At 70.8% G+C, this 18,902-nt stretch carries 23 protein-coding genes and 1 pseudogene; 12 read left to right on the top strand and 12 right to left on the bottom strand.

Going from position 1 to position 18,902, the window contains the following annotated elements:
- Window positions 1–124 precede the first annotated feature (124 nt).
- The 5 genes from ACFVXA_RS02730 to ACFVXA_RS02750 all read right to left on the bottom strand — a co-directional run bounded on the left by ACFVXA_RS02730 (window position 125) and on the right by ACFVXA_RS02750 (window position 4,717).
- Entirely contained in the window at window positions 125–1,108 is a 984-nt protein-coding gene (locus ACFVXA_RS02730) for an isopenicillin N synthase family dioxygenase (RefSeq protein WP_390023580.1), read from the bottom strand.
- Entirely contained in the window at window positions 1,101–1,580 is a 480-nt protein-coding gene (locus ACFVXA_RS02735; RefSeq protein ID WP_384019921.1) for a nucleoside deaminase, read from the bottom strand. Before ACFVXA_RS02735 ends, ACFVXA_RS02730 begins: the two co-directional genes overlap by 8 nt.
- A 61-nt stretch (window positions 1,581–1,641) precedes the next feature.
- Window positions 1,642–2,844, bottom strand: coding sequence for an abortive phage infection protein (locus ACFVXA_RS02740; RefSeq protein WP_390023582.1), 1,203 nt, complete (start codon window positions 2,842–2,844; stop codon window positions 1,642–1,644).
- Between the two features lie 147 nt (window positions 2,845–2,991).
- Window positions 2,992–3,645, bottom strand: coding sequence for a class I SAM-dependent DNA methyltransferase (locus ACFVXA_RS02745; protein ID WP_390023584.1), 654 nt, complete (start codon window positions 3,643–3,645; stop codon window positions 2,992–2,994).
- A gap of 91 nt (window positions 3,646–3,736) precedes the next feature.
- Window positions 3,737–4,717 (bottom strand): zinc-binding alcohol dehydrogenase family protein, encoded by a 981-nt coding sequence (locus ACFVXA_RS02750; protein ID WP_384397589.1) that lies wholly within the window; start codon window positions 4,715–4,717, stop codon window positions 3,737–3,739.
- A 148-nt stretch (window positions 4,718–4,865) separates the two neighbouring features.
- On the opposite strand from ACFVXA_RS02750, the gene ACFVXA_RS02755 reads away from it, so the two are divergent.
- Entirely contained in the window at window positions 4,866–5,201 is a 336-nt protein-coding gene (locus ACFVXA_RS02755; protein WP_362018533.1) for a helix-turn-helix transcriptional regulator, read from the top strand.
- 10 nt (window positions 5,202–5,211) lie between these two features.
- Here ACFVXA_RS02755 and ACFVXA_RS02760 read toward each other — a convergent pair whose 3' ends face one another.
- Together ACFVXA_RS02760 and ACFVXA_RS02765 are read right to left on the bottom strand one after the other, a co-directional pair.
- Window positions 5,212–5,625 (bottom strand): hypothetical protein, encoded by a 414-nt coding sequence (locus ACFVXA_RS02760; RefSeq protein WP_390023586.1) that lies wholly within the window; start codon window positions 5,623–5,625, stop codon window positions 5,212–5,214.
- Window positions 5,622–5,840, bottom strand: coding sequence for a hypothetical protein (locus ACFVXA_RS02765; protein ID WP_383736576.1), 219 nt, complete (start codon window positions 5,838–5,840; stop codon window positions 5,622–5,624). Before ACFVXA_RS02765 ends, ACFVXA_RS02760 begins: the two co-directional genes overlap by 4 nt.
- A gap of 112 nt (window positions 5,841–5,952) precedes the next feature.
- Here ACFVXA_RS02765 and ACFVXA_RS02770 point away from each other — a divergent pair, with 112 nt between their 5' ends.
- The 3 genes from ACFVXA_RS02770 (at window position 5,953) to ACFVXA_RS02780 (ending at window position 8,036) form a co-directional block, all read left to right on the top strand.
- A complete protein-coding gene (locus ACFVXA_RS02770; protein WP_384397593.1) occupies window positions 5,953–6,912 on the top strand; it encodes a Scr1 family TA system antitoxin-like transcriptional regulator in 960 nt (319 codons plus the stop codon).
- Window positions 6,860–6,973 carry a DUF397 domain-containing protein gene (locus ACFVXA_RS02775; RefSeq protein WP_383736706.1) on the top strand — a complete coding sequence of 38 codons (114 nt, stop codon included), beginning with the start codon at window positions 6,860–6,862 and terminating at the stop codon, window positions 6,971–6,973. The genes ACFVXA_RS02770 and ACFVXA_RS02775 overlap by 53 nt, the downstream gene beginning before the upstream one ends.
- A 106-nt stretch (window positions 6,974–7,079) precedes the next feature.
- Window positions 7,080–8,036, top strand: coding sequence for a DMT family transporter (locus ACFVXA_RS02780; protein WP_389751442.1), 957 nt, complete (start codon window positions 7,080–7,082; stop codon window positions 8,034–8,036).
- Here the strand turns inward: ACFVXA_RS02780 and ACFVXA_RS02785 are convergent.
- Window positions 7,924–8,814, bottom strand: coding sequence for a LysR family transcriptional regulator (locus ACFVXA_RS02785; RefSeq protein ID WP_390023588.1), 891 nt, complete (start codon window positions 8,812–8,814; stop codon window positions 7,924–7,926). The genes ACFVXA_RS02780 and ACFVXA_RS02785 overlap by 113 nt on opposite strands.
- Before the next feature lie 56 nt (window positions 8,815–8,870).
- Window positions 8,871–9,263 (bottom strand): PLD nuclease N-terminal domain-containing protein, encoded by a 393-nt coding sequence (locus ACFVXA_RS02790; RefSeq protein WP_383736565.1) that lies wholly within the window; start codon window positions 9,261–9,263, stop codon window positions 8,871–8,873.
- A gap of 88 nt (window positions 9,264–9,351) precedes the next feature.
- On the opposite strand from ACFVXA_RS02790, the gene ACFVXA_RS02795 reads away from it, so the two are divergent.
- From ACFVXA_RS02795 to ACFVXA_RS02830, 8 genes are all read left to right on the top strand, one after another.
- Window positions 9,352–10,812 carry a menaquinone biosynthesis decarboxylase gene (locus ACFVXA_RS02795; RefSeq protein WP_383904462.1) on the top strand — a complete coding sequence of 487 codons (1,461 nt, stop codon included), beginning with the start codon at window positions 9,352–9,354 and terminating at the stop codon, window positions 10,810–10,812.
- Window positions 10,809–11,711 (top strand): menaquinone biosynthesis prenyltransferase MqnP, encoded by a 903-nt coding sequence (gene mqnP / locus ACFVXA_RS02800; protein WP_362018548.1) that lies wholly within the window; start codon window positions 10,809–10,811, stop codon window positions 11,709–11,711. The genes ACFVXA_RS02795 and mqnP overlap by 4 nt, the downstream gene beginning before the upstream one ends.
- A gap of 31 nt (window positions 11,712–11,742) precedes the next feature.
- Window positions 11,743–12,429: a UbiX family flavin prenyltransferase gene (locus tag ACFVXA_RS02805; protein WP_362018550.1), complete on the top strand. Its 687-nt coding sequence runs from the start codon at window positions 11,743–11,745 to the stop codon at window positions 12,427–12,429.
- Between the two features lie 87 nt (window positions 12,430–12,516).
- The gene (locus ACFVXA_RS02810) at window positions 12,517–12,972 is read left to right on the top strand and encodes an Lrp/AsnC family transcriptional regulator (protein WP_362018997.1); all 456 of its coding nucleotides are present in this window, start codon (window positions 12,517–12,519) and stop codon (window positions 12,970–12,972) included.
- Between the two features lie 85 nt (window positions 12,973–13,057).
- Window positions 13,058–14,221 (top strand): aminofutalosine synthase MqnE, encoded by a 1,164-nt coding sequence (gene mqnE, locus ACFVXA_RS02815; RefSeq protein ID WP_362018552.1) that lies wholly within the window; start codon window positions 13,058–13,060, stop codon window positions 14,219–14,221.
- An 11-nt stretch (window positions 14,222–14,232) separates the two neighbouring features.
- Window positions 14,233–14,766: a GNAT family N-acetyltransferase gene (locus ACFVXA_RS02820; RefSeq protein WP_389745527.1), complete on the top strand. Its 534-nt coding sequence runs from the start codon at window positions 14,233–14,235 to the stop codon at window positions 14,764–14,766.
- A gap of 93 nt (window positions 14,767–14,859) precedes the next feature.
- Entirely contained in the window at window positions 14,860–15,168 is a 309-nt protein-coding gene (locus ACFVXA_RS02825; RefSeq protein ID WP_362018556.1) for a DUF4229 domain-containing protein, read from the top strand.
- A gap of 57 nt (window positions 15,169–15,225) precedes the next feature.
- Window positions 15,226–15,864: a TetR/AcrR family transcriptional regulator gene (locus tag ACFVXA_RS02830; RefSeq protein WP_383736557.1), complete on the top strand. Its 639-nt coding sequence runs from the start codon at window positions 15,226–15,228 to the stop codon at window positions 15,862–15,864.
- Window positions 15,865–15,991: 127 nt separating this feature from the next.
- Here the strand turns inward: ACFVXA_RS02830 and ACFVXA_RS02835 are convergent, their stop codons facing one another.
- The 3 genes and pseudogenes from ACFVXA_RS02835 to ACFVXA_RS02845 all read right to left on the bottom strand — a co-directional run.
- A complete protein-coding gene (locus tag ACFVXA_RS02835; protein WP_390023591.1) occupies window positions 15,992–17,284 on the bottom strand; it encodes a DUF6716 putative glycosyltransferase in 1,293 nt (430 codons plus the stop codon).
- A gap of 209 nt (window positions 17,285–17,493) precedes the next feature.
- The gene (locus ACFVXA_RS02840; protein ID WP_390023593.1) at window positions 17,494–18,414 is read right to left on the bottom strand and encodes a MaoC family dehydratase; all 921 of its coding nucleotides are present in this window, start codon (window positions 18,412–18,414) and stop codon (window positions 17,494–17,496) included.
- A gap of 20 nt (window positions 18,415–18,434) precedes the next feature.
- Window positions 18,435–18,713, bottom strand: a pseudogene (locus ACFVXA_RS02845) (hypothetical protein); the annotation flags it as partial.
- Window positions 18,714–18,902 lie beyond the last annotated feature (189 nt).

The following is an 18,902-nucleotide window of genomic DNA, read 5'->3' on the forward strand; positions in this document are numbered from 1 at the left end:
CCCCGGGGCGGTCCGATCTGATCCGATGTGCTGCTGTGAGGTCTATCAACACCAGTGTAAAAAGGGGGACTTGATTCGGGATAGAGCGCCTGGTGTCCGTTGGGTTACGAAAAGTTTCCGCGTGCTACCCCACAGTGATCGAGTCCAGCTTCTGGCGCAGGTAGACATGCGAGTCCACGGGCTCGTACGCGACCCGGCCCACGGGCGCGGGCACGGACTCCACGACCGTCCCCGGTGTGCACTCGCCGAAGTAGACGAGCGACATCAGCTCCTCGGCGGGTGCGTCGGCGGGCGGCGGCAGGACGCGGTGGCGGCCGGAGCGCCAGCGGTCGCCGGTCCAACGGGCCATCAGATCGCCGATGTTGATGGTGAACGCCGCCGGGTCGTACGGCGCGTCCTCCCAGCCGCCGTCATCCGTGAAGACCTGCAGTCCGCCCTTGCCGGCCTGCCGGTCGAGGATCGTGACCGTGCCGAAGTCGGTGTGCGGGCCGATGCGGAACTGGCCCGGCCGGGGCTCGCCGATGATCTCCGTCCCCGGGTACCAGTTGATGTTGAAGCCGTACGTCGGATGGTCCATGTGCTTGGTGAAGAAGTCCGGCTCCAGGCCGAGGGCCTCGCCCAGGAGCGCGAGGAGGTGGTTCTCCAGCCCGCCCATCCGCGCCAGGTACTCCTCGCAGAGTTTCCGCAGCTCGGGCACTTCGGCGGGCCAGACGTTCGGCGCGTACCACTCCGCGTTGGTCTCCGGGTCCGTGAAGGGCTCGTGCGTCGCGAAGGTGAGGGACTCCTTGAGGTCCGGCGGGGTCTGGGTACCCTCCGAGTAGCCGTTGGCCTCGGCGCCCGGGCCGAGCCAGCCGCGGCCGCCGACCCGGGCGGCGTACGGCTGCTTCGCCTCGGCGGGCAGGGTGAAGAAGGCGCGGGCGGCCTCGCGGATGCGGGTGCGCAGGGTCGCGTCCACGCCGTGTCCGGTCACCAGGAGGAAGCCGGCGCTCTGAAGGGCCCGGTCGACGGTACGGGCGATGTCCGCGCGGGCCTCCGGGTCCCCGGAGAGCCAGGGGCGCAGGTCGACGGTGGGGATGCGGGGGCCGGGCGGGGTCTTGGGCTCACTCACCGATGTCCTCGTTCCACAGTGCCGGGTTGTTCTCGATGAAGTCGCGCATCAGCGTGGCGCACTCGGGGTCGTCGAGGAGCACGATCTCCACACCGTGTTCCGCCAGCCAGTCGTGGCCCCCGTGGAAGGTCTCGGCCTCCCCGATCACGACCCGGGAGATGCCGAACTGGCGGACCAGACCGCTGCAGTACCAGCAGGGGGAGAGGGTGGTCACCATGGTCGTGCCCCGGTAGGTGCGCTGCCGTCCGGCGGCGCGGAAGGCGGCCGTCTCGGCGTGCGTCGACGGGTCGCCGTCCTGGACGCGGCGGTTGTGGCCGCGGCCCAGCAGGGTGCCGTCCGCGCCGTACAGCGCGGCCCCGATCGGGATGCCGCCCTCGGCGAGCCCGGTGCGGGCCTCCGCGACGGCGGTGGCGAGCCATGCGCGTGCCTGTGCCGGTGGCTGTCCCTGCTCCCTGCGCTCCCTGCGCTCCATGACTCCACTCTCCAGTGGCCGGAGCGCGAGGGCAACGTGTGCAAAGCCCCCTCGGGCAGGCTCAGCAGCGGGCCCGACCGTACTGCCGGGCCAGCGCGTGGAAGGACTCCTTCGGCTCCCAGTGCCAGCCGGAGGACGCGGCCGGGGCGCCGGGACGGCGGTCCTCGATCGCCTTCACGATGCTGTAGCTCGCCATGTCGAGGTCGTGGCGCGGGTCGCGGGGACGGTGCGGGGCGTCGGGGGTGACGAAGGTGTACGCCATCGCCGAGTACAGCCCCATCGACTCGAACACCGACAGCACGTCCGTCAGATACACGGCCTGGGTGCGCTCGCTCCGCACCAGGCCGCCCTTGATCTCGGGCGGCTCCTTCGTGTGGTCGACGACGTCCCAGCCCATGCCGCCCTTCTCCGGGGCGCCCTTGAAGGTGCAGCACCCGAACTCCATGATCGCGACCGGCTTCCCGAACCGGCGGAAGGCGGCGAGCTCGCGTACGTGGTCCGCACGCCGCCGGAAGTACGAGTAGTAGTCGATGCCGACCAGGTCGAAGAGCCCCCAGTCGACGTCCTCGTCCTGCGCGGCGGCGTACGTCAGCCGTCCGTGGAAGACGGACCGGCCGACCGCCGCCGCCTTCGCGGTGAACCGGCGCAGACCGCGGGCGACCCGTACGGGGTCGAAGTTGCCCTTGAGCAGGTTCTCGACGCGCTCCTGGGCGTTGGCGCCGGGCACGATGCCGGGGACGTACAGCACGAACTCGCAGCCGACGCTGAGGTGCACCCCGGCGCCCTGCCGCCGCATCCGCTCGGCGAACCGGCCCGTCTCCGCGAGATGGTCGAGGATCTCGTGCTCGGGCACGTCCCCGAGGGTCGGTTCGAGCCAGACGTTCAGGCCGAGCCCGGCCGCTTCGGCAGCGGTCGCGGTGAGCCGTTCCACGCCGTCACCGGTCACCTTGACGGCGCCGGCGTGCAGGTCGTGCGTGATGGCGCGCAGGTCCGCGCGCATCCGCCGTGGGCTCCAGGCCGTCGCCGGCGTCTCCCCGGCGCCGACCTCGTACACCACACCCCGGTGCGTCAGCCCGGGAGGAGTCCCGTTCGTCGGTCCTGGGTTCGCGGTCGTCGGTTCTGGGCTCGCGTTCGGCGGTCCGGGCCGCGGGGCCGTCGCCTCCGCCCGGCCCGCGGGCAGCAGCGCCGCGCCCCCGACCGCCGCGGCCGTCCCCAGGAACCGAGCCCGGCTGATCCCCTGCATCGCGCCTCCCGTCGTCGTCATGACCTCAGTCTGGGAAGCGGTGCCGCGGCCTGCCGTCCGCCGTCGGTCTACGGACGGCCGACGAAGGTATGAACACCCTCGACTTACGTCACGACCTGTCCGTGCGGTCCGCGCGCCTACGAGCACGGCCGCCGCGCGGAGTTCAGCTCACCGCGATGTCGTCTCCGGTTTCCGGGCGAGGAGGAAGGCCTGCGGGGTCTTCTCGCGGGCGTCGGCCTCGCGAACGAGGCGGGCGACCTCGACGAGCCCGGCCGCGCGCAGCAGTCCGGCGACGCGCTCGGGCGGGAAGCGGTGCACGTCGAGGTCCAGGTCATGGCCGTACGCGTGCTTCAGACGCACCCGTTCGTCGCCCACCTTGAAGGCGATCAGCAGGTGACCGCCGGGCGCCAGCACGCGGTGGAACTCCCGGAAGAACAGCGGGAGTTCATCCAGCGGGGTGTGCACGGTGGAGTACCAGGCCAGGGCCCCCGCGAGCGAGTCGTCCTTGATGGCGAGGTCGTTCATCGAGCCGACCTCGAACCGCAGACGCGGATGGTCGCGCCGGGCCACCGCCACCATCTCCGGGGAAAGGTCGATCCCGTACGCGTCCAGGCCGAGCCCCTCCAAGTGGGCGGTCACCCGTCCCGGCCCGCAGCCGAGGTCCGCGACCTCCCCGCCCCCACCGGCCCGCACCTGCTCCGCGAAGGCGGCCAGCATGGCCCGGTCCAGGGGCTTGTTCCCCAACTCGTCCTTGAGCAGCGCGGCGTAGTCGACGGCGACGATGTCGTACGACGCCCGGGTGGTGTCCTGGCGGGAGGTCATGGCCGGAAACACTAGGGCCCGTCAGGCATGATCCGCCGGACAGGCCCCGGCCTCGGGCGCACTCGTCGAGGAGACCGCGGTCACCAGGACCTCACCGCTGACCCACTCGCAGCAGCAACTTCCCCGTGCTGCTCCGGCTCCCCATCAGGCGATGCGCCTCCGCCGCCTCCTCGAGCCCGAACTCCGCGGTCACCGGGAGGGACACGACTCCCTCGACCACCGTCCGGAACGCCCGCTCGGCGATCGCGCGCAGCTCGCCCGGTGCCGTCCTGGCCAGGCCGAGGATGGAGAAGCCGGCGACCGACAGACCTGTCGGGTAGAGCTCCGGCTGCCCGACCGTCCACGGCTCCGCCGAGCTCGCGTTGCCGAACGAGACCAGGCGGCCGAAGGGGGACAGGGAGGCGAGGCTGCCGCGCAGGGTCTCCCCGCCGACCGGGTCCAGGGCCAGGTTCACTCCGCGGCCGTCCGTCGCGGCCCTGACCTCGTCCACGAAGGAGGAGCCCACGAAGACCTCGTCGTAACCGTGGCCGAGGGCGTACTCGGCCTTGGGTGCCGCCGACACGACGCCGTACACCGTCCCGGCCCCCGCCGACCTCGCCAACTGCCCCACCACCGTGCCGACTCCGCCCGCCGCGCCCTGCACCAGGACCGTCTCGCCGGGCTGGAGCCGGCCCACGGTGTGCAGGAGGGCGTACGCCGTCGGCAGGACGGTCGGGAGCGTGGCACCGGTGCGCAGACCGACGCCCTCCGGGAGCGGGAAGACGGTCACCGCTTCGGCCACCACGATGTCCGCATAGGCCCCGCCCTCCGTCAGGGCGGCGACCTCCTGACCGGCCTCCAGCCCTTCGACATCCGCGCCGATGGCCCGGACCCGGCCGGAGACCTCAAGTCCGGGGCGGAAGGGAAGACCTGGTACGCGGTAGCCCTCCGAGCGTGCCTTCAGGTCGGCGAAGTTCACGCCGACGTAGGCCACGTCGATGCTCACCTGCCCCGGGCCCGGCTCGGGAACCTTCGCCTCCACGACCTGGAGAACCTCGGGACCGCCCAACTCCTGGAATTCCACCGCGCGCATGGCACCCACCCTTACCGACCGCTCGACTGTTCAATGAAAAGCGAACACTCGGGAGTGTATGGTTTTCATCGAACACTCTGCAAGCGGACACACAAGCAGACACACAAGCGGACGCACAGGCGGACGCAAGGGACCCAGGGAGGCCGGCGTGACGGAGCGCACCAGCCATCGGGCGGCTCCCGAGCACACCCACCCCGACGACGTCCCCGTGCAGACGGCGCTCGCGGCCCTCGCCGATCCCGTACGGATCGCCCTGGTACGGGAGTTGGCGGGATCCCCCGAGTGGACGCGCAGCTGCGGCAGCTTCGACGTGCCCGTCGGCAAGGCGGCCCGCAGTCACCACTTCACCGTGCTGCGCGGCGCCGGCCTCGTCGAGCAGCGCGACGAGGGGCCCAAACGCGTCAACCGCCTCCGCCGCGAGGAGTTCGACGCCCGCTTCCCGGGGCTGCTCGCGCTCGTGCTGCGCGAGGACCGGGAGCGCTGAGACCGAGCGCTCAGCGCGGGGGCTCCATGACCGCGTAGTCCGCGAAGTCACGGCGGTAACGCGTGTGCCGGGTCTCCTGGGTGTGCCTGCGCTGCCACTCCTCGACCTCCGCCGGGTCGCTGCGCGGGCCTGATCCGGCACCGCAGTCGGCCTCGTCCCCCGAGACGCACCGCGCCGCGTACTCCGGCTCCGCCGTCGCGTCCTGCACGATCGTGTACGGGACGTACCGGAAGATCCGGCGGCGCACCGGTGCGCCGTGCTGCGCCCTGAGGTGGCGGCGCAGCAGCACGTTCGCGTCGGTCTCCTCGGTGCCGTCGCGCCGGACGCGGGCGTCGTCCCGCCGCACGGCGAGTTCCGCGCACGCCGGGCAACCGGGAACCGGCTCGGGCGGGCGGGTCACGTCATCCCCCTGACGCTTCGTCACAGCGGCGTCCCCGAACGATGGTTGACCGCCTTCACCTCGGCGCTGAGCCGTTCCTCGGGCGTCGCCGGGCGGATCAGCGCCGGGTCCGCCTGCCACTCCCGGCCGCCGCCCACGGGGCGCAGCATCGCGTACGGGCCCGCCTTGTCCCGGTACTCGCCCACCTTGCGCGCCTGCGGGTCGTAGACCAACGTCCCCGTCTCCCACTGCTCGGTCATGCTCACTCCGCACACTCTTCGTCACTCTGGGTGTACCAAGCCTCGCCCGGGGGAACGGTCGGTATCAACGCTCGACGCGTGCGACTGGCCCATTGGCACGGAGGGGGAGGCTGTGACGCGACGCAATGCCGAGGCGGGATCGGCGGTCAGTAACGCGGCGCTGTTCGGCGAGGTGTTACGGCACTTCCGCGAGGCCGCGCTGTTCACTCAGGAGGGGCTGGCACGCGAGATCCCTTGCGACCGTTCACATGTGGCCCGCGTTGAGGCGGGTGCCCGGGTTCCCCAGGACACGTTCGCGAAGAAGTGCGACGAACTGCTCGTCACAGGTGGGGTGTTGGGGCGGCTGTGGGGGCGGATCGACTGGTATCCGCAGGTGGAGCATCCGGACTGGTTCCGGCGCAGGGCCGAGATGGACGCGGTGGCGGTGGCGGTGCGGGCATATCAAGAGCGCGTCATTCCGGGGCTGTTGCAGACGGAGGACTATGCGCGGGCGCTGTTCTCGCCGGTCACGAGTGGCGGCGAGGTCGAGGAGAGGGTTCGGGCACGAATGAGCCGCCAGCGGCGCTTCCTGGGTGCTGAGGGCCCGTTGTACGTCGCCGTACTGGACGAGAGCTGTCTGCGTAACGTGGTGGGCAGTCCTTCTGTCATGCGTGACCAATGCGCCCATCTGCTGACCGTGGGTCGGCGTCCCAACATCCGTATTCAGGTGGTCCGTGCCGACCGTCCAGGGCTTGACCGGCCCAATGCTTCCATGTCCCTGATCAGGCTGCCCGACGGGCATGAGTGGGTCTATTCCGAATCGCTCGACCGGGGCCATTTCAACGACGATCCAGCCGCCTACGCGCGCCACAGCCAGACCTATGATGTGCTCAGGGCGGACGCTTTGTCGGCCCCCGAGTCCGCCGCTCTGGTCAGCGAATTGATGGAAGGTTACGGCCACCATGGACAAGGACAACCTGAACGCGGCGACGTGGATCAAGAGCAGCTACAGCGGATCCAACGGCGGCGACTGCATCGAAATAGCCCCCGCTATCCCCGGCATCGTCCCCGTCCGGGACAGCAAGAACCCTGACGGCCCGGTCCTCGTCGTCACCCGCTCCGCCTGGGCCGCGTTCACGTCGTCCCTGCGCTGACCGACCGGGGACAGCACGCCCTATCGACGGTGGCGATGCCCCCCATCGGCAGGACGCCCCACTGGCCCGTGGACCGCCCGCGCCTCCCGCTCGTAGCTTCGTCGGCATGACCTCAGAGAACAAGGGCGCGGCCCAGCTGACGACCGCCATGATGCTCTCCGGCACCCTCGGCGTCTTCGTCGTCGAGTCGGGCGCCTCGCCCTTCAACGTCGTTTTCTTCCGCGTCCTGTTCGGCGCCCTCGCGCTGGGCTCGTACGTCGTCGCCCGCGGCTGGCTGCGCGGCCACGGCTTCACCCCGCGCACCCTGGGCCTGACCGTCCTCGGCGGTGTGTTCATCGTCTTCAACTGGCTGCTGCTCTTCCAGTCGTACGAGAACACGTCGATCTCCGTCGCCACGGTCGTCTACCACACGCAGCCGTTCTACGTGGTGCTGCTGGGCGCGCTCCTGTTCCGTGAGCGGCTGACGGCCGCGAAGGTCGGCTGGGTGGCCGTCGCCTTCGCGGGGCTGATCCTCGTCTCGGGCATCACACCCGGCGACTTCACGAGCGGCGGCTCGTACGTCGTCGGCGTCGGCCAGGCTCTCCTCGCCGCGCTCCTCTACGGCCTGTCCACCGTGGTCACCAAGCGCGTGACGGGCGTCCGCCCGCACCTCATCGCCTTCGTCCAAGTCCTCGTCGGGATACCGCTGTTGCTGCCCTTCGCCGACTTCGGCGCGATGCGCGGGGAGGGTGCCGACTGGGGCTGGCTGGTCGGCCTGGGGGTCATCCACACCGGGGTGATGTACGTCCTCCTGTACGCCGCCTACGCCAAGCTCCCGACCGCGAAGATCGCCGTGCTCGCCTTCGTCTACCCGGCCGTCGCGATGGTCATGGACTGGGCGGTGTACGGCCACCACATCGGCCTCGTGCAGGCGCTCGGCGTTCCGCTGATCGTCCTCGCGAGCCTGAAGGTCACCCTGCCGAGGAGTCCTCGGACACCAGCCGCCGCGCCTGCTCCACGAACAGCCGCGCAGCCGCTGGAAGCCGCTTCCCGGACCGCCACGCCAGCTGGGTGCGAAGCGTGAACGGCGGCTCCCACAGCAGCCGTTCCAGCGTCCCGTCCGCGAGTTCGGCGGCGACCGTCACCTCGGGCAGCAGCGAGATCCCGAGACCGGCCGCCGCCGCGCGTTTGGTGGCCTCGATCGTGCCGAACTCCATGAAGTCCACGGAGGCATGGGAGGCGAGCTCCCGCTCGAACAGGTCCCGGTAGGCGCAGCCGGGTTCGGTGGCGAGCAGGGGCCGGCGTACGAGATCGGCCGTCACGACGGGTCTCCCGGACAGCGGATCCCGGGGCGCCGCCACCAGCGCCAGCGGTTCCACGGCCAGCACCTCGGACTCGAGGCCGACGTGCTCCGTCTCCTCCTCCATCAGGAATCCGAGGTCGTACGTCCCCTGGCGCAGCGCCTGCCGGGTCTCGTCGCCGATGGTCGTGCGCAACGACAGCCGTACCTTCGGATAGCGGTGGTGGAAGAACTCCAGCAGGGGCGGCAGGCGGTACGACGTCAGCGACTCCATGGTGCCGACGGCGAGCGGACCGGCCGGTTCCTCGGCGCCGACGACCGCCGCGCGCGCCTCCTCGCCCAGGTCGATGATCCGCCGGGCGTAGGGGAGGAGCCGTTCGCCCGCCTCGGTCAGGCGGATGCGGCTGCCGAGCCGGTCGAAGAGCTCCGTACCGAGGGAGGTCTCCAGGGCGCGGATCTGGCTGGTCACACTGGACTGGGCGTACTTCAGCTCGGCCGCGGCCCGGGTGAAGCTCAGCACGGTCGCGACCTTCTCGAAGGTGACCAGCAGCCGCAGTTCCATCAGCGCACGCCCCTCCGCAGATCCGACAGGCTCCCGCCCGCGCCTCCATTACACCGTCACTCGCCGCCGTTCTCGCCCCGCTCCCGCCGGCGCAGTTCCTCCTCGCGGCGGCGCAGGTCGGCCTCCCAGTCCTTCAGGAGGGCCTCGTCCTTGCGGTTCTCGGCCTTGAGGGAGTTGAGGAACTCGGGGTTGTCGTCGGGCGCGACGTACGGGGTGCGGTGGTTGCGGTGCCACTCGGAGGGGGTGGAGCCGCCCGCGGGCCCGCGCCGGTCGCGGCCGGCGACCAGCCAGGCGACCGGGCCGACCAGCACCTCGCCGAAGAGCAGGATGATGATGACCCACACCACCTTGGGCAGGCCCCGGACCTCTTCCTCCGGCGTGTTCAGACAGTCGATGAAGGCGTAGATCCACAGCGCCAGGACCAGCAGAAACGGCAGATACCTGAGCATGGCCGAACGTTCCCCCAGTGAGCGACGGCGGGGCGGCACAGGGCCCCGGTGACGGGCACAGGGTAGCCGGTGGCAGATACTTGGACACATGGCTTACGACGATCTTCGCTCCCTGCTCAGGGCGCTGGAGCGCGAGGGTGACCTCAAGCGCATCAAGGCCGAGGTGGACCCGTGTCTGGAGGTCGGGGAGATCGTCGACCGGGTGCAGAAGGCGGGCGGGCCCGCGCTGCTCTTCGAGAACGTGCGCGGGTCCGCGATGCCGCTCGCCATGAACGTCTTCGGGACCGACCGGCGGCTGCTGAAGGCCCTCGGCCTGAAGTCGTACGGCGAGATCTCCGAGAAGATCGGCGGGCTGCTCAAGCCCGAGCTGCCGCACGGATTCGTGGGCGTGCGCGAGGCCTTCGGGAAGCTCGGCGCGATGACCCACGTGCCGCCGAAGAAGGTGAAATCCGACAACGCGCCGGTGCAGGAGGTGGTGCTGCGCGGTGACGACGTCGATCTCGACGCGCTGCCCGCCCTCTTCACCTGGCCCCAGGACGGCGGCTCCTTCTTCAACCTCGGGCTCACCCACACCAAGGACCCCGAGTCCGGCATCCGCAATCTCGGGCTCTACCGCCTCCAGCGCCACGACAAGCGCACCATCGGCATGCACTGGCAGATCCACAAGGACAGCCGCAACCACTACCAGGTCGCGGCGCGGAGGGGAGAGCGACTGCCCGTCGCGATCGCCTTCGGCTGCCCCCCCGCCGTGACCTACGCCTCCACCGCCCCGCTGCCCGGTGACATCGACGAGTACCTCTTCGCCGGGTTCCTCCAGGGCAAGCGGATCGAGATGGTCGACTGCAAGACCGTGCCGCTCCAGGTGCCGGCGCAGGCCGAGGTCGTGCTGGAGGGGTGGCTGGAGCCGGGCGAGATGCTGCCCGAGGGGCCGTTCGGCGACCACACCGGGTTCTACACGCCGCAGGAGCTCTTCCCGGCGCTCACGATCGACTGCGTCACCATGCGGAAGCGGCCACTGCTCCAGTCGATCGTCGTGGGCCGGCCTCCGACGGAGGACGGACCCCTCGGCCGGGCGACGGAGCGGTTCTTCCTCCCCCTGCTGAAGATCATCGTGCCGGACATCGTGGACTACCACCTGCCCGAGGCGGGCGGTTTCCACAACTGCGCGATCGTCGCGATCGACAAGAAGTACCCCAAGCACGCCCAGAAGGTGATGCACGCCGTCTGGGGGGCACACATGATGTCCCTCACGAAACTCATCGTGGTCGTCGACGCGGACTGCGACGTGCACGATCTGCACGAGGTCGCCTGGCGGGCGCTCGGGAACACCGACTACGGCCGCGATCTCACGGTCGTCGAAGGCCCGGTCGACCATCTCGACCACGCCTCCTACCAGCAGTTCTGGGGCGGCAAGGCAGGCATCGACGCGACCAGGAAGTGGCCCGAGGAGGGCTACACCCGGGACGGGGGCTGGCCCGAGATGGTCCTCTCCGACCCGGAGACGGCGGCGAAGGTCGACCGCCGGTGGAAGGAGTACGGACTCTCGTGACCAGCGCATCAGCCGCGATCCCGCAGCCGGGGCGCACCAAGGCCTTCCTCCGACTCGTGATGATCGAGCACTCGGTCTTCGCGCTGCCCTTCGCGTACATCGCCGCCCTCACCGCGATGTTCCAGTGGGACAAGAACATCCACTGGGTCCGGCTGCTCCTCGTCACCGTCGCGATGGTCGGCCTGCGCACCTTCGCGATGGCCGCGAACCGGATCATCGACCGTGAGATCGACGCCCGCAATCCCCGTACGGCCCACCGTGAGCTGGTCACCGGCGCCATGTCGGTGAAGCACGCCTGGACGGGCGCGCTGGTCGCCCTGGTGTTCTTCCTCGGCGCCGCCGCGCTCCTGAACCCGCTGTGCCTCGCCCTGGCCCCCATCGCGGTCATCCCGATGGTCGTCTACCCGTACGGCAAGCGGTTCACGAACTTCCCGCAGGCCATCCTCGGTCTCGCCCAGGCGATGGGCCCGGTCGGCGGCTGGCTGGCGATCAGCGGTGAGTGGTCCTGGGACGCCGTCGTCCTCGGTCTCGCGGTGGGCGTCTGGATCGGCGGCTTCGACCTGATCTACGCCTGCCAGGACGTCGAGACGGACCGCGAGATCGGCGTGCTGTCGGTGCCCGCGCGCTTCGGCATCCCGGCCGCGATCTGGGGCGCGCGCGGCTGCCACACCGTCACGACCGCCCTCTTCGTCTGGTACGGCGCGAGCACCGGCGCCGGGGCCTTCTTCTGGCTCGGCCTGGTGATCGTCGCGGGCGCCTTCCTCTACGAGCACTCCATCGTCAAGCCGCACGACCTGTCCCGCCTGAACCGCGCCTTCTTCAGCGTCAACGGATTCATCGGCATCGCCCTGTTCGTCTGCGCGCTGCTCGATCTGCTGGTGCGCGGGCTCACGGTCTGAATCCCGGCGGTGGCCGGATAGGCTCGACACCATGAAGCCAGGACAGACGCAGCGCCGGCCTTGGATCGTGGGGGTGTCGGGTGCCTCCGGTACGCCGTACGCGGCCGCGGTGCTGCGTGCGCTTCTGGCGGCCGGGGAGAGCGTCGACCTGGTCGTCAGCAGGGCCTCGCGGCTCACCCTGCTCGACGAGACCGGCCTGACCTTCCGCGACGCCCACTGGCGGGGCGACCTGCGGGAGTGGCTGGCGCGGGGCGCCGACGGCAAGCCGGGCACCTTCGACGCCTTCGAGGGACGTCTCGACGCCGTACGTCACTGGAGCGCCGGTGACCTGGCGGCCGGCCCGTCCTCGGGCTCGTACCCCACGAAGGGCATGCTCATCGTGCCCGCCTCCACCGCGTGCGTCGCCGGAGTCGCCCTCGGGCTGTCGAAGGACCTGTTGCAGCGGGCCGCGAGCGTCACGCTCAAGGAAGGGCGCACGCTGGTCGTCGCCGTCCGCGAGACCCCGCTGAACGGGCAGACGCTGCGGCACCTGGTCTCCCTGGACGACGCGGGCGCGACCGTACTGCCCGCCTCACCGGCGTTCTACGCGGGGGCCACGCACATCCAGGACCTGGTGGACTTCGTCGCCGGGCGGGTCCTCGACGCGGCGGGCGTCGAGCACGGCCTGTACCGCCGGTGGGAGGGCGAGCTGGGCGGCGGCTCGCGCGGCACGACCTGAACCACCGGCACCACCTGAGCAACTCGCAGTACCCGCACTTCACTTTCAGGAACTCTCCAGACTTTTTCAGTGGAAGGCTTCGATCGCATGGACGCGGTGGACAGGCAGCTCATCCAGGCCCTGAGGGAGAACGGCCGGGCCTCCTATGCGGAGTTGGGGCGCCTCGTCGGTCTGTCGGGACCCAGCGTCACCGACCGCATCAACCGGCTGGAGGCGGCCGGCGTCATCACCGGCTACCGCGCGACGGTCGACTCGGCCTCGCTCGGCCTCGGCGTGACCGCCCTGATCGGCATCTCGCTCTCCGACGCGGCCGACCACGAGGACGTGGCGCGCCGGATGCGCGACCTCGGCGAGATCGAGGACTGCTGGTTCATCGCGGGCGACGACTCGTTCATGCTCAAGGTGCGGGCGAGCGACGTGGACGGCCTGGAGAAGACCATCCGGCGGCTGTCGGGGACGAAGGGCGTCTCCCGTACGCGGACGACGATCGTGCTCTCCACGAAGTGGGAGAACCGGGTCGGCGCACTGCCGGAAGAGGAGTAGGGCGCGAAGCGCCTGGTGGGGGCCGATGCCGCCGGAGAGCGGGGGAGTACGGTTGTCAGGGTTCGTCACAGGGAGAGGTAATCGCATGGATGTCGGGCTCAAGCGCGAGCTGGAGGACAAGGTCCGGGCCGGTGAGCGGCTGACCCGCGAGGACGGCATCGCGCTGTACGAGTCGGACGACCTGGCATGGCTCGGCGGTCTCGCCCACGAGGTGCGCACCCGCAAGAACGGCGACGTGGTCCACTTCAACGTCAACCGTCACCTCAACATGACGAACGTGTGCACCGCGTCCTGCGCCTACTGCTCCTTCCAGCGCAAGCCGGGCGAGAAGGACGCGTACACGATGCGCATCGAGGAGGCCGTCCGCCTCGCCAAGACGATGGAGGGCGAGAACCTCACCGAGCTGCACATCGTCAACGGCCTGCACCCGAACCTCCCGTGGCGCTACTACCCGCGCTCGCTGAGCGAGCTGAAGAAGGCGCTTCCGAACGTCTCGCTGAAGGCCTTCACGGCGACGGAGATCCACCACTTCGAGACGATCTCCGGGCTCAGTGCCTCGGAGATCCTCGACGAGCTGATCGACGCGGGCCTGGAGTCGCTCACCGGCGGCGGCGCCGAGATCTTCGACTGGGAGGTCCGACAGCACATCGTCGACCACCGCACCCACTGGGAGGACTGGTCGCGCATCCACCGCCTCGCGCACGAGAAGGGTCTCAAGACCCCGTGCACGATGCTGTACGGGCACATCGAGGAGCCCCGTCACCGCGTGGACCACGTGCTCAGGCTCCGTGAGCTCCAGGACGAGACCGGCGGCTTCCAGGTCTTCATCCCGCTGCGCTACCAGCACGACTTCGTGGACATGAAGGACGGCAAGGTCCGCAACCGCCTCCAGGCGCGCACCCAGATGGCCACGGGCGCGGAGGCCCTGAAGACCTTCGCGGTCTCCCGTCTCCTGTTCGACAACGTCCCGCACGTCAAGGTCTTCTGGGTCATGCACGGCGTGCAGACCGCGCAGCTCGCGCTCCAGCACGGCGCCGACGACATGGACGGCTCGGTCGTCGAGTACAAGATCACGCACGACGCCGACAACTACGGCACGCCGAACAAGCTGACCCGCGAGGACCTGCTCGACCTGATCCGCGACGCCGGCTTCCGGCCGGTCGAGCGGAACACGCGGTACGAGATCATCCGCGAGTACGACGGCCCCGACCCGGCGCGCCGGGAGTCGCCTCAGCCGATGCGGGTCTGAGCGAGCGCGCGATGTCACTCACCTTTCTACTGGACCCGCCCGTCGGTCCGGAGCTCCGCGACGGCGTGCTCACGCTGTGGACGGACGTCTCCAACGCGGGCGGCTCGGTCGGCTTCATACCGCCCGTGACCGTCGAGGACATACGTCCCGAGTGGCTCAAGCACCTGGCGGCGATGACGGAGGGACGCACCCGGCTGCTCGTGGCACTCGACGACGAGGGCGCCGTCGCGGCCACCGCGTTCCTCAGCTTCAACACGCACCGCCTGATGAAGCACTGGGTGTGGCTCTACACGGTCATGGTCCATCCGAGACACCAGGGCAAGGGATACGGGCGCGATCTGCTCGCCGCGGCCGAGGAGGCCGCCGGTTCCTTCGAGGGGATCGAGGCGATACGGCTCACCTGCCGGGGCGGCGAGGGGCTGGAACGGTTCTACGCCTCGTGCGGCTACAAGGAGGTCGGCCGCGTGCCCGACGCGATCCGCGTCGGGCCCGGCGACGACCGGGACGACATCACCATGCTGCTGCCTCTTGCCCTCCGTGGCTGAGGCCCGCCTCCAAGATCGCCGCCCGGGCGTGCTTCACTGGACGGTGCCCTTTGGGAACGTTCGAAACGGTTCGAAACGGAAGAGTGGATTGACATGGGCCGCTACACACTGATGCGCCTTGGTATCTTCGCGGGCTGCCTCGTGGTCGTCTGGGGCCTCGTCTACTCCGGTATCGCCCCGCGCGGACTCGGCGACTCCAACTACATGTGGGTCGTCCTGCTCTCCCTGCTGATCTCCGCACCGATCAGCTTCATCGCGCTGCGCAAGGAGCGCGACCGCGCCTCGGCGCAGGTCGTCGCGCGCGTGGACCGCATCAAGGCCAACCTGGAGAGCAACCGCAGCCAGGAGGACGCCGCCGTGGACGAGGCGGCCCGCGGTGGCGCGCAGGGCCAGACCTCGTAACCCTCCTCGCGCGCCTCACGGCCCGGCCCGGCGGCAGGCGATCGTACGCTTGCCCGCATGGGTGCTGTGAAGAACAAGCGGATGCCGCGTGCGGTGCGTGAACAGCAGATGCTGGACGCCGCCGTACGGACCTTCGGGCAGCGGGGCTACCGGGCCGCGTCGATGGACGAGATCGCCGATCTGGCGGGCGTGTCCAAGCCGTTGGTGTATCTGTACCTGAACTCGAAGGAAGACCTCTTCACCGCCTGCATCCGGCGTGAGGCCAAGGCGCTCACCGCCGCCGTCCGGGCGGGCGTGCGGCCCGGGCTGGCCGCCGACCGGCAACTCTGGGAAGGGCTGCGGGCGTTCTTCTCGCACACCGCCGAGAACCCCGACGGCTGGTCGGTCCTGCACCTCCAGGCCCGTACGCACGGCGAGCCGTTCGCGGCCGAGGTCTCCGCGATGCGTGAGGAACTCGTCGCGTTCGTCACGCAGTTGATCGTCGTCGCCGCGCGCGAGGCGCACCGTGACCCGTCCCTCCCCGAGCGTGAGGTCGCCGGGCTCGCGGAGGCGCTGGTCGGTGCCGCCGAGTCCCTCGCGGCCTGGGCCAACGTCACCCCGGGCGTCTTTGCCAAGCAGGCCGCCGCGACCCTGATGAACTTCGCCTGGGCCGGCCTCGGCAACCTCATGGAGGGCCGGCCGTGGTCACCGCCGTAGCCCCCGCCCCAGCCCGTCCGGCGTTCGAGGACGAGGCCATTCAGGCCGAAGCGGGTCTGGGGGGCCGGGGGCGGCAGCCCCCAGGCAGGGGACAGGGAAGGGGCGGAGGGGGTGAAAAACCCTCGGGTCAGGCCTGGCCCCAGCGGCGGAGGGTGGGGGCGACCCTCTCGCGGCCCACGCGGTAGAGGGACTTGGCGCCGCTGCGGGCGGCCCGGCGGACGACCGCCCGGAGCGGGCCCGCTCCGCCCCCGCCCAGGGGGACGGGCAACGGCCTCCCCCGGACGTCCAGCCCGTTGCGCTCAAGGATCCCGGAGAGATAGACCCCGGCACGCTGCGGCGAGTAGTACGGCCGCAGCGGCGGCAGCGGACCGCCGGCCCGCAGCGCCGCGAGCCGGGCCCGCGCGGCGGCGTACGGATCGGTCTTGCCGATCCCCTGCCGCGCCGCCCACCCCGGCTCGGGCCGCGGCAGCGCGCCCGCGTCCAGGTCGTCCCAGGAGGCGAGGCAGCCGGAATGCACGAAGTAGTGGTTGCCGTGCGCCTCGCGGACCCCGAAGTCGGTGAGGATCGCGGTCGGGATGTTCCGGTGCATCGACTCCAGCGCGGCCGTGGAGCTGACAGTCACCAACAGGTCGGTGCGGTCGAGGACTTCGCCCATGTTGCCGTAGACGAGCCGGAGGTTGGGCGGGGCGTCCTCGGCCAGCTCCTCGATGAGCACCTGGTACGGGTCGGCCTCGGCATGGGTCGTGTGCTCGCCGGGGAGACTGCGCAACTTCATCAGGACGAGCCGGTCGGGATGGAGCCGGGCGTGCGCGGCCGCGCGCTCCAGCACCTTCAGCCGGGACTCCCGGCCCTTGGGCACGGACGGCTGGACGGCGAAGGTGAGCGTGAAGGGCCGGTCCGGGGAGGGCGCGTACGGATCGCCGCCGAGGAAGGGCAGCGCGCACTCCACCACCGCGTCCGGATCGACACCGACGCTCGCGAAGGCGGCGCGGAACCGGTCGGCGTCGTACGCGCTGTTGGCGAGCACGAGATCGGTGCCGGCGCGGGTGAGCAGCCCGTCGACCATCTTCTCGTAGACGACTCCGACGTATCCGGTGACGGTGACGGGCCGCCGCTCCCGTGTCCGCCAGGCGATCCCCAGGCTGTGGGTGAGCGCCAGCGTCGTACCGCCGGCGGTGGCCATGACGACGACGTCGGCCCCGGCCAGCTCCTCGTCGTCCACCAGCTCGGCCGCCGTGACGTCGCGACGGGTGTCGGGCTCGATCCCGATCTCCGCGAGCTGGCGCTCCGTCGGGGTGGCCCGGGTGCGCGGGAAGACGGCGTCGAGCGCGTGCTCGGGAGCGATCTGCCGGGCCACCGAGGCGCCCCACTTCCAGCGGGTGTCCGAGTCGGCGATGACGGCGATTCGTCTGAGGGGCATGGCTCAGGAGCCCTTCCTGGCGGGGGTGCGGCGGGGTGAGCCGAGGCTAGGAAGGGTGTCTGAGGGTGGGATGAGCGCCTGCTTGAAGGGACCTTGGCGGGCTGGGGGTGGACTGTGAGAACCTTCTCAACTTGGCTGCCTGACCTGCGAGTTGTCGAGCATGTACACCCCCGGGAGGGACCGGGCGCCATGATCTGTTCGCCCGCTGTTCACCCGTTTCCCGGTCGGCCGCTGTGCGCGGGCAGGGGCCGCACTCGCCCGGTCAGATGGACGCGGTCACCCCCACGGAGTTCGAAGTCGCCCGCCTCGGCGGCATACGTGACCGTGCCCGGCAGCAGCACCGGTGCCCTGAACTCGGCGCGCACGGTCACCGCGTCCCGGGGTCCGTACTCGGCGAGACAGCGGGCGACGGTCCACATGCCGTGGGCGATGGCACGGGGGAAGCCGAAGAGCCGGGCGGTGAGGGGGTGCAGGTGAATGGGGTTACGGTCCCCGGAAGCGGCCCCGTAACGCCGCCCGACGTCCGCGGCGAGACGCCACTCGGCGAGGGCGGGGAGCGGGCGGGGCCGGCGCGGGGAGCTCTCCGGGGCGGCGGGTGCCTCGGCCGGGCCGGCGTGGGGCGTCCCGGCGTCGGCCGGGCCCTCGTTCCGGTCCTTGCGGCGGTGCCGTGCGAGGTACGTGCTCCGCGAATCCCATACGAGGCCGCCGTCGGCCCGCGCCTCGGTCACGACGGTCGCCTCCGTGCCCCGCCGGTGCGGCGCCAAGCCCGCCACGTACACGGTGAGTTCGTACGCCGACATGGCCGCGAGCTCTCTCCGCCGAGTGATCTCGATCGAGGTATGGACAAGGCCGAGCAGCGGCAGCGGGAACGAACGGGCCGTCATGATCCGCATGGCCAGCGGAAATCCGAGAACGTGCGGATAGGTGACGGGCAGCGCCTCCGCCCCCGTCGCGAACCCGCACACCCGCTCGTAGGCGGCCAGCCGCGCGAGGTCGACACGCACGCCCGGGAGGACGAGCCGGGTCGGTGGGGCGGGGGCGTCCGGGCGGGGGCGCTTGAACGGGGAGCGGAGGGCGCCGCGGGCGAGGAGCGGGCCGAGCGCGGGGGAGCTCGCGAGGGTGTCGGCCACTACGCCCCCAGCAGACTCTGGCCGCAGACGTCGAGGACGACGGCGGTCTTCTCCGGGGTGTGGCCCGGGCGCAATGCCGTGCGGGCCGGCCGGGGCGCGAGGTCGAGGTCCGACTTGCCTGCCGTGAGGTGGAGCAAGTCGAGGTCCGACCTGCCTGCCGTGAGGTGGAGCAAGTCGCCTGCCGGCGCGGGCTGTTCGGCTGACCGGCGCTTGAGCGCCGCCGGTCGCGGCAGCCCGGGCCGCCCGGTCAGGAACCGGCCGGGCGCGCTGCCGGCGAAGCTCGGATAGCGGTCGGCCATGTGCGGCTCCCTGCCCCTCGGATTGCTGATCCTGCCTGCTTACCCCGCTGCTTACTCTGGAGTAAGGTTACCGTAGGTAAGCCCTTGCCGACTCGGATCGAAGCCAAAGGTGAGGGGCAGGTCGAGATGAGTCTCCCGGAGCCCTGATCGAGGGCGGCCGAGAGCGCCGGGAGGGCAAGGGGGGAGGGG

Origin of the sequence: Streptomyces sp. NPDC058246, from assembly GCF_042881985.1 — a bacterium.
Taxonomy (GTDB): domain Bacteria; phylum Actinomycetota; class Actinomycetes; order Streptomycetales; family Streptomycetaceae; genus Streptomyces.